The following is a 12,728-nucleotide window of genomic DNA, read 5'->3' on the forward strand; positions in this document are numbered from 1 at the left end:
GTCGGTGCCTACCCCGGACGATAGAGAAAAAATTTTCCGCCATCAAATTCGGTGCTGGACTTTTGTTTCGGTCACCGCGGTGATACCGAGCCCCGGGGCGTCCGGCAGCACCACCGTGGCGCCCTCGTACCGCAGCCCGCCGCGCACCGGCGACGAGGCCAGCCACCAGGCGGCATCCAGGTCGGACACCACGCTGGTCCGGTAGGCGGCGGCCAGGCTGGCCGCCGCACCGACCCCGACCTGGCTCTCCATCATGGATCCGACCAGGGTGCCCATCCCGTGCGCGCGGGCCAGTTCCAGCAGGGTCCGCGCGGGTCGCAGGCCGCCGCACTTGGCGAGCTTGACGTTGACCAGGTCGGCGGCCTGCCGTCGGATCACCTCGACCAGGTCCCGCACCCCGAACACCGCCTCGTCGGCCAGGATCGGCACGTCCACCCGGTCGCCGACCCAGGCCATGCCGTCGAGGTCCCAGCGGGCCACCGGCTGCTCGACCAGCTCCACGTCGAGCCCGGCGTCCTCCACGCCCCGGATCACCCGGACCGCCTCGCGCGGCGTCCATCCCTGGTTGGCGTCCAACCGGATCCGCACCTGCGGGCCGACGGCCGCCCGGACCGCGCGGACCCGTTCCAGGTCCCCGGCCGGATCCGTGCCGACCTTCAGCTTCAGCACGTCGAACCCCTCGGCCCGCCGCTGCCGGGCGGCCGCCGCCAGCTCCGCGCCGTCCCCGGCGGCCAGCGTGACGTCCGTCGGAAGCCGCAGCGCCGCACCCCCGAGCAACCGCACCAGCGGTACGCCGAGCCGCCGTGCCGCCAGGTCGTGCAGGGCGACGTCCAGCGCCGACCGGGCCGCCTCGTTGCCGGCCACCGTCGCCTCCATCTCCGCGCAGCGGGCCAGCACGTCGTCGGCGTCCCGGCCCACCACCGCCGGGGCGAGCAGCTCGCGGACGCACGCCTCCGCCCCGGCCACCGACGCCCCGGTGACCTGCCACACCTGCGGCGCCTCGCCGTAACCGGACCGCCCGTCGGTGTCGGTCACCTCCACCACCAGGGTCCGCACCGTCGTGGTCCGGCGCAGCGCGGTGACGAAGGGGGTGTGCAGCGGCGCGGACAGCCGGTGGGTGCGTACCGCGGCGATCGTCATGTGCGGCACCCTATACGCACGACAGCGCCGGAGAGGGAGGCCGATGAACGCGCGGAACTGGGAGCTGGTGGGCGCACCGAACGCCCGTGACCTGGGCGGACTGCCCACCATCGACGGGCGGCGGGTGCGGGTCGGCCGGTTGATCCGCACGTCCGCGCTGGGGCGGCTCACCGAGGACGACCTGACGGTGCTGGGCCGGCTCGCCCCGGCCTGCGTCGTCGACCTGCGCGACGACTCCGAGACCGCGCTGGCCCCGCCGAACCGGCTGGTCGGCGACCCCTGCCTGGTCCGGCTGCCGGTGCTGGACCCGGCACAGCCGGCGTTCACCTACCTCTCGGCGCTGCTGCACGGCCACGACCTCGACGGGTACGACGAGGTGGCCCGGCAGGGCGCGGCGGCGGCGATGGCGATGGTCTACCGCTGGTTCGTCACCGGTGCGGCGGCCCGTGACGGCTTCGCCCGCGCGGTGCGGCTGGCGACCGACCCGGCGAACCTGCCGCTGCTGTTCCACTGTTCGGCCGGCAAGGACCGCACCGGATGGCTGGCGGTGGTGCTGCTCACCGCGCTGGGTGTCGACGAGGAGACGGTACGGGCGGACTACCTGCGGCACAACGAGCTGACGGTGGAGCTGCGCGGGGCGATGTCGGCGGTGATGCTGCGGCAGCGGCCGGGGTTGGATGCGGAGACGGCGCGGGCGGTGCTGGAGGTCCGCCCCGAGTACCTGGACGCCGGATACGACGAGGCGCGTCGGGTGTACGGGTCGTTCGACGCCTACCTGGCCGACGGGTTGGGGGTGACCGCCGAGGTCCGCGCCGCCCTGTGCACACACCTGCTGGACTGACACCGGTCGCGCGCCCCGGTTCCGGCCGGTGCGACGCCGGTGCGCTGCGGTGCGGGTCAGCCGGTCAGGTCGTGCCGGGCGGCCCAGGCCGTCGCCGAGATCTCGGCGACCAGCCGGCAGGCGTCGTCGAGGTCGGCGTCGGGGGAGGCGGCGAGGTCGGTGGTGGTGCACACGGCGATCACGTACGCCGGGGCGTCGTCGGGCAGGACCACGCCGACGCCGTGCCGCACGCCGCGTACCCAACCGTTCTTGTGGGCGATCCGGGTGCCGGCGGGCAGCCCGGCGGCGAGATCCTCGCGGTGCCGCTGGTCCAGCAGCACGTCCACCATGGCGGCGCAGGCCGCCGGGGAGGCCAGTGGACCGGCCCGGTGCACGCCGACGGCCAGCCCGCCGAGCAGCGCCGCCAGGTCGGCGACGGTGACCAGATTGGTGATGCCCGCCTCCCGGGCGGCGGCGTCCTCGATGCCCCGGCCGGTGACGCTGTGCCGGGCCCCGGCGAGCTGCCACGCCCGCGCCACGGCGGGGAGCCCGACCCGGTCGACGAGCAGGTTGGTGGCGAGGTTGCTGGACCGGGTGATCATGCGGTCGGCGAGCCACCGCGGGGTGGCCCGCCCGCCCAGGCGTTCCCAGACCGCGTCGTCGTTGTCGTAGTGCCGGGCGCAGGAGAACCGGGGTGCGCCCGGCTGGGCCGAGTCGAATTCGTTGACCACCGGGACCGGGTGGTCCAGGGCGAGGGTGCCGGCCTCGGCGGCCCGGTGCAGGGCCAGCAGCACCGCGACCTTCATGGTGCTGGCCGCGTAGTGGGTGGCGTCGGGGGTGCGGGTCCAGGTGGGCGGCGCGTCGAGCCGGCCCAGGTACGCCGAGACGGTGCCGGGCACCCGGTCCAGCCGGGCGTCGAGATCATCCCAGGTCATGCCCGTGACGCTAGCGGACCTCCGGGGCCGGGCACGGCCGGAGCCCCGGGATCGGGGACGGGCGGACCTCCGGGGCCGGGCACGGGCAGAGCCCCGGGGCCGGTGACGGGCGGACCTCCGGGGCCGGGCACGGGCAGAGCCCCGGGGCCGGGGACGGGCGGACCTCCGGGGGTGACGGCCGGAGCCCCGGTCCGCGTGCGGCGGGCCGGGGCTCCGGGTGAGGCGTGGGTGGCTCAGCCGGCGTGCTTGCGGCGGGCGGCCATCCGGCCCCGCTGGGTCTGGTCCAGCACCACCTTGCGGATCCGGACGGCGACCGGGGTCACCTCGACGCACTCGTCCTCGCGGCAGAACTCCAGCGCCTGCTCCAGGGAGAGCTTGCGCGGCGGGATCAGCTTCTCGGTCTCGTCGGAGGTCGAGGCCCGCATGTTGGTGAGCTTCTTCTCCTTGGTGATGTTGACGTCCATGTCGTCGGAGCGGGAGTTCTCCCCGACGATCATGCCCTCGTACACCTCGGTGGTGGGCTCGACGAAGAGCTGGCCGCGCTCCTGAAGGTTGATCATGGCGAACGGGGTGACCACACCGGTCCGGTCGGCCACCAGCGACCCGTTGTTGCGGGTCCGCAGCTCACCGAACCACGGCTCGTACGACTCGAAGACGTGGTGCAGGATGCCGGTGCCCCGGGTGTCGGTGAGGAACTCGGTGCGGAAGCCGATCAGGCCGCGCGCCGGCACCAGCCACTCCATCCGGATCCAGCCGGTGCCATGGTTGACCAGCTGCTCCATCCGGCCCTTGCGGGTGGCCAGGAGCTGGGTGATCGCGCCCAGGTACTCCTCCGGCGCGTCGATGGTCAGCCGCTCCACCGGCTCGCAGGTCTTGCCGTCGATCTCCTTGGTGACCACCTGCGGCTTGCCGACGGTCAGCTCGTAGGACTCGCGGCGCATCTGCTCGACCAGGATGGCCAGGGCCAGCTCGCCACGACCCTGCACCTCCCAGGCGTCCGGCCGCTCGGTGGGCAGCACCCGCAGCGACACGTTGCCGATCAGCTCCTTGTCGAGCCGGTCCTTGACCATCCGGGCGGTGACCTTGGCGCCCTTGACCCGGCCGACCAGCGGCGAGGTGTTGGTGCCGATGGTCATCGAGATGGCCGGCTCGTCCACGGTGATCAGCGGCAGCGGGATCGGGTTCTCCGCGTCGGCCAGGGTCTCGCCGATCATGATCTCGGGGATGCCGGCGACGGCGATGATGTCGCCCGGCCCGGCCGACTCGGCGGGCTTGCGCTCCAGGCCCTCGGTCATCAGCAGCTCGGAGATCCGGACCCGCTGGGTGCTGCCGTCGGTGCGGCACCAGGCCACGGTCTGGCCCTTGGTGATGGTGCCCTGGCGCACCCGGCACAGCGCCAGCCGGCCGAGGAACGGCGAGGCGTCCAGGTTGGTGACGTGCGCCTGGAGCGGGGCGTCCTCGTCGTAGGAGGGCGGCGGGATGGTGTCGAGCAGGGTCCGGAACAGCGGTTCCAGGCTGCTGCTGTCGTCGGGCACCGAGCCGTCGGCGGGCTGGGTCAGCGAGGCGATGCCGTCGCGGGCACAGGCGTAGACGATCGGGAAGTCGATCTGCTCCTCGTCGGCGTCCAGGTCGAGGAAGAGTTCGTAGGTGTCGTCCACGACCTCCTTGATCCGGGCGTCGGGGCGGTCCACCTTGTTGATCACCAGGATGATCGGCATCCGGGCCTTGAGCGCCTTGCGGAGCACGAACCGGGTCTGCGGCAGCGGGCCCTCGCTGGCGTCGACCAGCAGCACCACCCCGTCGACCATGGTCAGGCCCCGCTCGACCTCGCCGCCGAAGTCGGCGTGACCGGGGGTGTCGATGATGTTGATGGTGACCGGGTCGGAGCCATCCGCCGGCAGGTACCGCACGCCGGTGTTCTTGGCCAGGATGGTGATGCCCTTTTCCCGTTCGAGATCCATCGAGTCCATGACGCGCTCGGTGTTCTCACCACGGGCCCCGTAGGCGCCGGCCTGCCGCAACATGGCGTCGACCAGGGTCGTTTTGCCGTGGTCGACGTGGGCGATGATGGCGACATTGCGGAGGTCGGTGCGAAGCTGCATACCCTCCATACTCCTGTCTACGGTTGCCGGGGCAGGTGCCGGGGTCGTCCCGTCGCCGCCCGGATCTCTGCCGGAACTGCTGTTCCGGCCGTGCCAGCTGCGGATCTGCCGCTCCCACCGGCAGCCCGTCGGCCCGGTGGGCCGGCAGGCACCTGGTAGCTGCGACGGTCACGGCGGACGGGGCCGCGGTGATCGTCGCGCTGACGGTGCCGGGGGAGTCGACCCTGCTGGTCGGTCTCCTAGCGTACGCGGGCCCGGGAAGGCCCGTCTCGGCACTGCTCCCGCTGACCGGGCCGGCCGTGACCGGCACCACATCCCCGCACCTCCGCCCACCCGTCCCGCCGCCCGTCGCCCGCGTTCGCCCACCCCCGCGTTCGCCCACCCCCGTCGCTCGTGCCCGCGTCCGCTGTCCGCGGCGTCCCGCCCCGGCCCGCCCGCGCCCGCCGCCCGTGTTCGCCCCCGAACAAGGTTGTAGTGGTGTTCGAAGCTGCGGAGGCAACGACAACCAGGATCGAGCGCGATCTTGCTCGCGGGCGCCCGGAGCGGGGACGGGAGGTGGTGCGAGGGGCCGGGAGCGAGGGGCGCGGCGGGAGGTGGTGCGAGGGTCGGTAGCGCGGGATCTGGGGTGGGAGGTGGCTGGAGATGAGGGGTGGGCGGAGGGCGGAGGTGGGTTCAGTCTCGTGGGGTGGTGGCGCCCGTGTCGGGGGCGGCTGGGTCAGGGGTGGGCGGCTGGCTCGGGGGTGATGGCCGAGTCGGGGGTCTCCCGGTGGATCCGGCCCGGCCACCAGAACCGGTCGCCGAGCACGAACGCCAGCGCCGGCACCAGCACCGTACGCACCAGCAGCGTGTCGAGCAGCACACCGAGACACACGATGATCCCGATCTGGGTCAGCAGGATCAGCGGCAGCACGCCGAGGACGGCGAAGACCGCCGCGAGCAGGATGCCCGCACTGGTGATCACCCCGCCGGTGACCCGCAGGGCGGACAGCATCCCGTCCCGGGTGCCGGCGGCCCGGGCGTCCTCCCGGGCCCGGGTGACCAGGAAGATGTTGTAGTCCACCCCGAGCGCGACGAGGAACACGAAGGCCAGCAGGAGCACCCCGCTGTCCAGCGCGGGGAAGCCCAGCACGTGGTCGAAGAGCAGCCACGCCGCGCCGAGGCTGGCGAAGAAGGACGCGATCACGGTGAGCACCAGCAGCAGCGGGGCGAGCAGGCCGCGCAGCAGCAGCACCAGCACGGCGAGGACGAGCACCAGGATGATCGGCAGGATCAGCCACAGGTCGCGGGTGTTGGCCTCGTCGGAGTCGTAGGTCGCGGCGACGGTGCCCCCGACGAGCGCGCCGTCGGGCGGGTCGACGCCCGCGACGGCCGGTGGTGCGGAGTCGGGTACGGCGGCGACGGCGTCGCGCAGCGCCGCGACGGCCCGGTCGGACGCCGGGGTGCCCGGTTCGTCGGTCAGCACCACGTCGACCTGGGCGACGGTGCCGCCGGCCGGGCCGGGCCGGGCGGAGGCGACCCCGGGCACGGCCGCGGCGACCCGGGTGACCGCCGGGGCGGCGGCCGGGTTGGTGATGACGGCCACCGGCTGGGTGGTCCCGGCGGGGAAGGCGCGGGCCAGGGTCTGGGCTCCGGCGACCGCCTCCGGCTCGACCCGGAACTGTTCGGTCTCGGACAGGCCGGTGCGGATGCCGAGGCTGCCGAGGGCGAGGCCGGCGAGCAGCAGGATGGCGAGCGCGGCGACGGGCACCGGGCGGCGCACCACGGCCGCGCCGAGCCGGCCCCACAGTTTGCCCTCCCGGGCCGGGCCGCCGACCCTGGGCACGAACGGCCAGAACAGCCCCCGGCCGAAGACGACCAGCACGGCGGGGAGCACGAACAGCGCCGAGAGCATGGCGAACACGACCCCGGTGGCGCAGGCCACGGCGAGCGCCCGGTTGGTCTCCTGCTCGGACAGCAGCAGCGTGAGCACGCCGAGCACGACGGTGCCGCCGCTGGCCAGGATCGGTTCGGCGGTACGGCGTACGGCGGCGCGCATCGCGGCGAACCGGTCCTCGTCGCGGCGCAGCTCCTCCCGGTAGCGGGCGATGAGCAGCAGGGCATAGTCGGTGGCGGCACCGAAGACCAGCACGCTGGCGATGCCGGTGACCGCGCCCTCCTGGAGGTTGATGCCGACGGCCGGGACGATGGTCTCGACGGCCCGCAGGGTGAGCTGTTCGGTGGCGGCGACCACGATCAGCGGCACGATCCACAGGAACGGGCTGCGGTAGGTGATCAGCAGCAGCAGGGCGACCACGCCGGCGGTGACCGCGAGCAGGGTGACGTCGGCGCCCTCGAAGACCTTGGTCAGGTCGGCGGTGAACGCGGGTGCCCCGGTGACCGCGACGGTGATCCCGTCGGGCAGGCCGGTGAGCGCGGCGCGTACCTGGGCCACCTCGTCGGCGACGGCCTGCTGGCCGCCGGCGGTGTCCAGCGGGACGGCGAGCAGCGCGACGGTGCCGTCCGGGGAGACCTGGGGTGGGCTGACCTGGCCGCCGACGGCGAGTCGGGCCAGCGCGGCGGACCGGTCGGTGACGGCGGCCCGGTCGGCGTCGGTCAGCGCGGCGCCGTCGTCCCGGCTGACCACGACGATCGCCGGCTGGACGTCGCGTTGCGGTAGCTGCTCCTGGAGGCGTTCCACCTGGGTCGACTGCCACTGCGCGGACAGGCCGGTGGTGGAGACGGGGGCGGGGTTGTCGGGCCTGGGGAGCCCGAAGACGACCGCGCCGACGACGATCGCGGCGACCACGGTGAGCCAGGCGGCGAGCCGGCTGCGGGCGACGCGGGTGAACAGAGACATCGGCTGCCCTCTTGGTCGGTGGTGACGCGGACGGAGAGATAACCCGCCCTTCGAGTATCTTGATGGGCGAGATTATCTGGAGCTGCTCTATGCTGCAACCGGGCGCATCGACAGGGGGCGGCGGCGGGCGTGGCAGCGCACGAGATGTACCGGCGGCGGGACGATCCGCGCGGGCGGATGGTGGCCGACATCACCAACGACCTGCGGCGTTACTCGGCCGACGCGCAGCACATCGGGCACGCCTTCGCCAACCTGCACGGGCTCAACCCGACCGACCTGCAGGCGCTGATCGCGGTGATGGAGGCCGAACTCCTCGGCGAGCCGATCACCCCCGGCCGGCTCGGCGAACAGCTCAACCTCTCCTCCGGCTCGGTGACCGCGCTGATCGACCGGCTGGAACGCGCCGGGCACATCCGCCGCGACCGGGACACCGCCGACCGGCGCAAGGTGTTCCTGCACTACGCCGACCAGGGGGCGGCCCTGGCGATGAGCTTCTTCGGCCCGCTCGGGCGGCGTACCGACGCGGTGATGGCCCGGTTCACCGACGAGGAATTGGCGGTCGTGCACCGGTTCATGACCACCATGGTCGCCTCGATGCGGGAGCACCGCGACGCCGTGCGGGCCACTCGTCCCGAGTCGCCCCGCCGCGCGGCGGACTGACGTGCTGGACCGGCCGCTGGCCCGGCTCGCCGCCGCCGCGCTGCGGCTGCCGACCGTACCCACCCACCGGGTCGACGTCACCCGGGGCATCGTGGTCCGGGCCCGCGACGGGGCACGGCTGCGCACCGACCACTACGCCCCCCGGCTGCCCGCGGCGCCGACCGTGCTGATCCGCACCCCGTACGGCCGGGGCGGGCCGATGCGGCTGCTCGGCCGGCTCGTCGCCGGGCGCGGCCTGCACCTGGTGATCCAGTCCTGCCGGGGCACCGACGGCTCCGACGGGCGGTTCGACCCGCTGGTGCACGAGCGCGACGACGGCCTCGACACGGTCGACTGGCTGCGCCGGCAACCCTGGTACACCGGCCGGTTCGGCATGTTCGGGGCCAGCTACCAGGGCTTCGTCCAGTGGGCGCTGGCCGCCGACGCGGGGGAGGAGCTGGCCGCGATGGTCGCGGTGGTCACCGCCTCGGCCACCCGCGACTCGACGTACGCGGGGGAGTCCTTCGCCCTGGACACAGTGCTGACCTGGGCCGAGCTGCTCCAGGCGCAGACCGTGCCGTGGCTGGCCCGGCAGTGGGAACTCAAGCGCGGGCAGCCCCGGCTGGCCGCCGCCCTGGCCCACCTGCCGCTGGCCGAGGCCGACCGGGTGGCGACCGGGGTGACCGTGCCGTTCTTCCAGGAGTGGCTGCGCCACCACACCCCGGACGCCGACTACTGGCGGACCCGGGTCTTCGGCGCGCGGATCGCCGAGGTGCGCGCCCCGGTGACGATGGTCACCGGCTGGCAGGACATCTTCCTCCCCGCCCAGCTCGCCGACCACGCCGCGCTGCGGGCGGCGGGCGTGCCCACCCGGCTCACCGTCGGCCCGTGGACGCACGGCAGCCCCGGGCTGCTGGCGGAGGCGCTGCGGGAGGGGCTGGGCTGGCTCGACGCCCACCTGCACGGCCGGCCCGCGCCGCCGCGCGCCCCGGTGCGGGTGCACGTCGGCGGGGAGGGCGGCGGCTGGCGCGACCTGCCCGACTGGCCGCCGCCGGCGACCGGGACCTCCTGGCACCTGCACGCCGGGGGCCGGCTCGCCCCGCAGCCGCCGGCCCCGTCGACGCCGGACACCATCCGGTACGACCCGACCGACCCGACCCCCTCGCTGGGCGGCCCGCTGCTGGTCGCCCAGCGCGCCGGCCCGGTCGACAACCGTCCCGTCGAGGCCCGGCCGGACGTGCTGGTCTACACCAGTGCGGTGCTGACCGCCCCGGTGGAGGTGCTCGGCCCGGTCCACGCCGAGATCCACGTCCGCTGCGACCTGTCGTACCTGGACGTCTTCGTGCGGCTCTGCGACGTGGACCGGCGCGGCCGGTCCTGGAACGTCTGCGACGGCCTGGTCCGGGTCGCTCCGGGCCGGTTCCCCGTCGACCCGGACGGGGTGACCCGGGTGCCGGTGCCGCTGTGGCCGGCGGCGCACCGCTTCGCCACCGGGCACCGGCTGCGGGTGCAGGTCTCCGGCGGTGCCCACCCCCGGTACGCGCGCAACCCCGGCACCGGCGACCCGCTCGGTGCGGCGATCACGCTCCGCGCTGGGGTCCGGCAGATCCTGCACGATCCATCGCATTTGTCCCGGCTGGTGCTGCCGGTGCTCCCCGCCGTATCCCCACTTGGACCTATCTGAAGACAAGCCTCCTGAGCTGGGGTTTTTAGGTGGTTGTGGATATCGTTTCTCGCAACGCCCGATGACGTGCACCAGTGGCCGACTCCGCTCTCCCGGCAGGCGCTGCCTACGTGGAGTGACGACGATTCCCCGGTCCTGGCCTGCTGCCGAAGCAGTCGGCACCCCCGGTCCCGGCTGCGGAAAGGGGGACGTCATGACGACGGCTCCGGCCAATCTGCTGGCGGTCCGCCGGCTCCTGCTCGACACCATCCGGGGCCTCGACCCCGCCGCGGTGGGGATCGTCGGAGATCCGGCCCACCGGGGCGGCTACCACACCGGCTCCGACCGGGTGGTCCCCAACGACTACTCCGTGGTCGAGTCGCCCCGGGACTCCGCCGGCCTCACCCTGTACGCCTCGGCGCTGGACGTCGGCACGTTCAGCGTCCGGTCCGGGGGCACCACCCACAATCTCCAGTCGTTCTCCACCTGGTGCGTCGCCCAGTGCCGGGCGAACACGGCGGACAGCCGTGACCTCCGGGAGATCATCTACAGCCCGGACGGCAAGGTCGTGCGGCGCTGGGACCGGCTCGGCAAGCGCAGTACGGGCGACGACTCGCACCTGTGGCACACCCACTTCAGCTTCTTCCGCGACTGCACCAAGGCCGGACGGGACCAGACCCCGCTGTTCCGGCGCTACCTGACCGGCATCGGACTCCTGGAGGACACGGACATGACACCCGAAGAGCACGCCTGGCTGGAGACCGTCCACAAGAACCTGACCGTCCTGGACGGCCGTAACCCGGTGGGGCAGATCTACACCCGGATGGCGATGGGGGAGGACCACACCAACCCCGACTTCGTCGTTCCGCACCCGAGCCTGAAGTCGCTGGGCGCCCAGTTGGCGTCGTTGCAGACCGCGCTGACCGCACTGGCCAACAAGGACTTCACCGACGAGTCGGCCATCGTCACCGGGGTGCTGGCCGGGTTGACCCCGGAGAAGATCGCCGCCGCCATCCCGCCCACCATCGCCCGACAGGTCGCCGACGAGTTGGCCAAGCGCCTGGTCGCCTGAGGGTGGACCCCGTGGCACCCCTTCCGGGCCGCCTCCTGCGGAGGGGGTGCCACGGCGGACCGGTGCCGTCGCCGGGTGTCCGGCGCGGCGGGCATGGGCGTGACGTCCGGTGAGGTGACGCGTCGGGTGAGGTGGCGCGTCCGGTGGCAGGGGCCGCCAGGTACGCGACGTGCAGGGCGGCCGGTGGCCGCGGTGTCGCAGGGCGGCCGGTGGCGGAGGTGTCGCAGGGCGGCCAGGGGCGGAGGTGTCGCAGGGCGGCCGGTGGCGGAGGTGTCGCAGGGCGGCCAGGGGCGGCGGTGTCGCAGGGCGGCCAGGGGCGGCGGTGTCGCAGGGCGGCCGGTGGCCGCGACGTGCAGGGCGGCCAGGGGCCGCCGGAAAGCGCTCGGTGGCGGCGGCCACCGGCCGCCGCCACCGGCACGGACCTACAGCGGGCGGACGTTCTCCGCCTGCGGACCCTTCTGCCCCTGGGTCACATCGAACTCGACCTTCTGGGCCTCCTGCAGTTCCCGGTAGCCGCTGGTGGCGATCGCCGAGTAGTGAACGAAGACGTCGGGGCCTCCGCCGTCCTGCTCGATGAAGCCGAAGCCCTTTTCCGAGTTGAACCACTTGACCGTGCCGGTTGCCATGCATCTCTCCCTGTTTACAACGGGTGATCCCGCCGCTACGGCGGACGATCGCCCTGTACTGCCCCGACAGTAACCGGCCGATCCGATTTTTGCCTGCTGAAGTGCCGCAAGATTCAGCGGAAACTCGCGGCGGACGGCGAAACGCCATCCACCGGGCGGCCGGCTCCGGCACACTCGACCGGTGAACGGACCGAGCGTCGCCGCGTTGACCGCGCTGGAACGGGAGATCGACGCGCCGGGCGACGGACTGGACCGGCTCCGGCTGGTGTCCACCCCGTTCGTGCCCGAGGTGCGGCTGCACCTCGCCGAGGACGCCATCGTGTGGTGGGCCCGGATGGAGGCGGCCGCCGGTCGTACCCTGCCGCCGCCGTTCTGGGCCTCGGCCTGGGCCGGTGGCCAGGCGCTCGCCCGTCACCTGCTGGACCATCCCGACCTGGCCGCGGGCCGCCGGGTGCTCGACCTGGCCGCCGGCTCCGGGCTGGTCGCCATCGCCGCCGCGCTGGCCGGCGCCGCCCAGGTCGTCGCCAACGACGTGGACCCGTACGCGGTGGCGGCGGTGACCGTCAACGCGCGGGCCAACCGGGTACGGGTGCTCGCCCACCAGGGGGACCTGCTCGACGAGGCCGGGCCGCAGTTCGACCTGCTGGTCGCCGGGGACGTGCTCTACGACCGGAAACTGGCGAGGCGGATGCTGCCGTACCTGCGGCGGGCCGCCGAGGGTGGGGCGCAGGTGCTGGTCGGCGATCCGGACCGGGGGCACCTGCCGGCGGAGGCGCTGGAGCTGGTGGCCAGCTATCCGGTGCCGACCACCGAACCGTCGGTCGACTCAGCGGTCCGGCGGGTTCAGGTGCTGCGGCCCTGCTGACCGCGGCGGGGCCGGGCGGCGTCGGCCGGT

General features: G+C 73.8%; 10 protein-coding genes. 5 read left to right on the plus strand and 5 right to left on the minus strand.

Annotation, left to right across the window (positions count from 1 at the left end):
* Positions 1-42: 42 nt before the first annotated feature.
* Positions 43-1,140 (minus strand): mandelate racemase/muconate lactonizing enzyme family protein, encoded by a 1,098-nt coding sequence (locus GA0070623_RS27435; protein ID WP_067304070.1) that lies wholly within the window; start codon positions 1,138-1,140, stop codon positions 43-45.
* 43 nt (positions 1,141-1,183) lie between these two features.
* Here GA0070623_RS27435 and GA0070623_RS27440 point away from each other — a divergent pair, with 43 nt between their 5' ends.
* Entirely contained in the window at positions 1,184-1,981 is a 798-nt protein-coding gene (locus GA0070623_RS27440) for a tyrosine-protein phosphatase (protein WP_067304028.1), read from the plus strand.
* A gap of 56 nt (positions 1,982-2,037) precedes the next feature.
* Here the strand turns inward: GA0070623_RS27440 and GA0070623_RS27445 are convergent, their stop codons facing one another.
* From GA0070623_RS27445 to GA0070623_RS27455, 3 genes are all read right to left on the minus strand, one after another.
* Positions 2,038-2,895, minus strand: a complete 858-nt coding sequence (locus tag GA0070623_RS27445) for a serine hydrolase (protein ID WP_067304030.1) — start codon at positions 2,893-2,895, stop codon at positions 2,038-2,040.
* Between the two features lie 233 nt (positions 2,896-3,128).
* Positions 3,129-4,997, minus strand: a complete 1,869-nt coding sequence (typA, locus tag GA0070623_RS27450) for a translational GTPase TypA (RefSeq protein ID WP_067304033.1) — start codon at positions 4,995-4,997, stop codon at positions 3,129-3,131.
* 715 nt (positions 4,998-5,712) lie between these two features.
* Complete coding sequence (locus GA0070623_RS27455) at positions 5,713-7,833, minus strand: MMPL family transporter (RefSeq protein ID WP_067304036.1); 2,121 nt, start codon at positions 7,831-7,833, stop codon at positions 5,713-5,715.
* A 144-nt stretch (positions 7,834-7,977) separates the two neighbouring features.
* Between GA0070623_RS27455 and GA0070623_RS27460 the strand changes: the two genes are divergently transcribed.
* The 3 genes from GA0070623_RS27460 to GA0070623_RS27470 all read left to right on the plus strand — a co-directional run bounded on the left by GA0070623_RS27460 (position 7,978) and on the right by GA0070623_RS27470 (position 11,207).
* Positions 7,978-8,493, plus strand: a complete 516-nt coding sequence (locus GA0070623_RS27460) for a MarR family winged helix-turn-helix transcriptional regulator (RefSeq protein WP_067304040.1) — start codon at positions 7,978-7,980, stop codon at positions 8,491-8,493.
* A 1-nt stretch (position 8,494) separates the two neighbouring features.
* Entirely contained in the window at positions 8,495-10,156 is a 1,662-nt protein-coding gene (locus GA0070623_RS27465; RefSeq protein WP_067304044.1) for a CocE/NonD family hydrolase, read from the plus strand.
* A gap of 193 nt (positions 10,157-10,349) precedes the next feature.
* The gene (locus GA0070623_RS27470) at positions 10,350-11,207 is read left to right on the plus strand and encodes a hypothetical protein (protein WP_067304047.1); all 858 of its coding nucleotides are present in this window, start codon (positions 10,350-10,352) and stop codon (positions 11,205-11,207) included.
* Positions 11,208-11,629: 422 nt separating this feature from the next.
* On the opposite strand, the gene GA0070623_RS27475 is transcribed toward GA0070623_RS27470, so the two are convergent.
* Positions 11,630-11,833: a cold-shock protein gene (locus tag GA0070623_RS27475; RefSeq protein WP_067314937.1), complete on the minus strand. Its 204-nt coding sequence runs from the start codon at positions 11,831-11,833 to the stop codon at positions 11,630-11,632.
* A gap of 205 nt (positions 11,834-12,038) precedes the next feature.
* On the opposite strand from GA0070623_RS27475, the gene GA0070623_RS27480 reads away from it, so the two are divergent.
* Positions 12,039-12,698, plus strand: coding sequence for a class I SAM-dependent methyltransferase (locus GA0070623_RS27480; RefSeq protein ID WP_407938016.1), 660 nt, complete (start codon positions 12,039-12,041; stop codon positions 12,696-12,698).
* Positions 12,699-12,728: the final 30 nt, after the last annotated feature.

Source organism: Micromonospora rifamycinica (assembly GCF_900090265.1).
GTDB lineage: Bacteria > Actinomycetota > Actinomycetes > Mycobacteriales > Micromonosporaceae > Micromonospora > Micromonospora rifamycinica.

Bases quoted from the DNA above. Each gene is read 5' to 3' on its own strand.
- GA0070623_RS27435 (WP_067304070.1), bottom strand. From the start codon at position 1,140: ATGACGATCGCCGCGGTACGCACCCACCGGCTGTCCGCGCCGCTGCAC.
- GA0070623_RS27440 (WP_067304028.1), top strand. From the start codon at position 1,184: ATGAACGCGCGGAACTGGGAGCTGGTGGGCGCACCGAACGCCCGTGAC.
- GA0070623_RS27445 (WP_067304030.1), bottom strand. From the start codon at position 2,895: ATGACCTGGGATGATCTCGACGCCCGGCTGGACCGGGTGCCCGGCACC.
- typA (WP_067304033.1), bottom strand. From the start codon at position 4,997: ATGCAGCTTCGCACCGACCTCCGCAATGTCGCCATCATCGCCCACGTC.
- GA0070623_RS27455 (WP_067304036.1), bottom strand. From the start codon at position 7,833: ATGTCTCTGTTCACCCGCGTCGCCCGCAGCCGGCTCGCCGCCTGGCTC.
- GA0070623_RS27460 (WP_067304040.1), top strand. From the start codon at position 7,978: ATGTACCGGCGGCGGGACGATCCGCGCGGGCGGATGGTGGCCGACATC.
- GA0070623_RS27470 (WP_067304047.1), top strand. From the start codon at position 10,350: ATGACGACGGCTCCGGCCAATCTGCTGGCGGTCCGCCGGCTCCTGCTC.
- GA0070623_RS27475 (WP_067314937.1), bottom strand. From the start codon at position 11,833: ATGGCAACCGGCACGGTCAAGTGGTTCAACTCGGAAAAGGGCTTCGGC.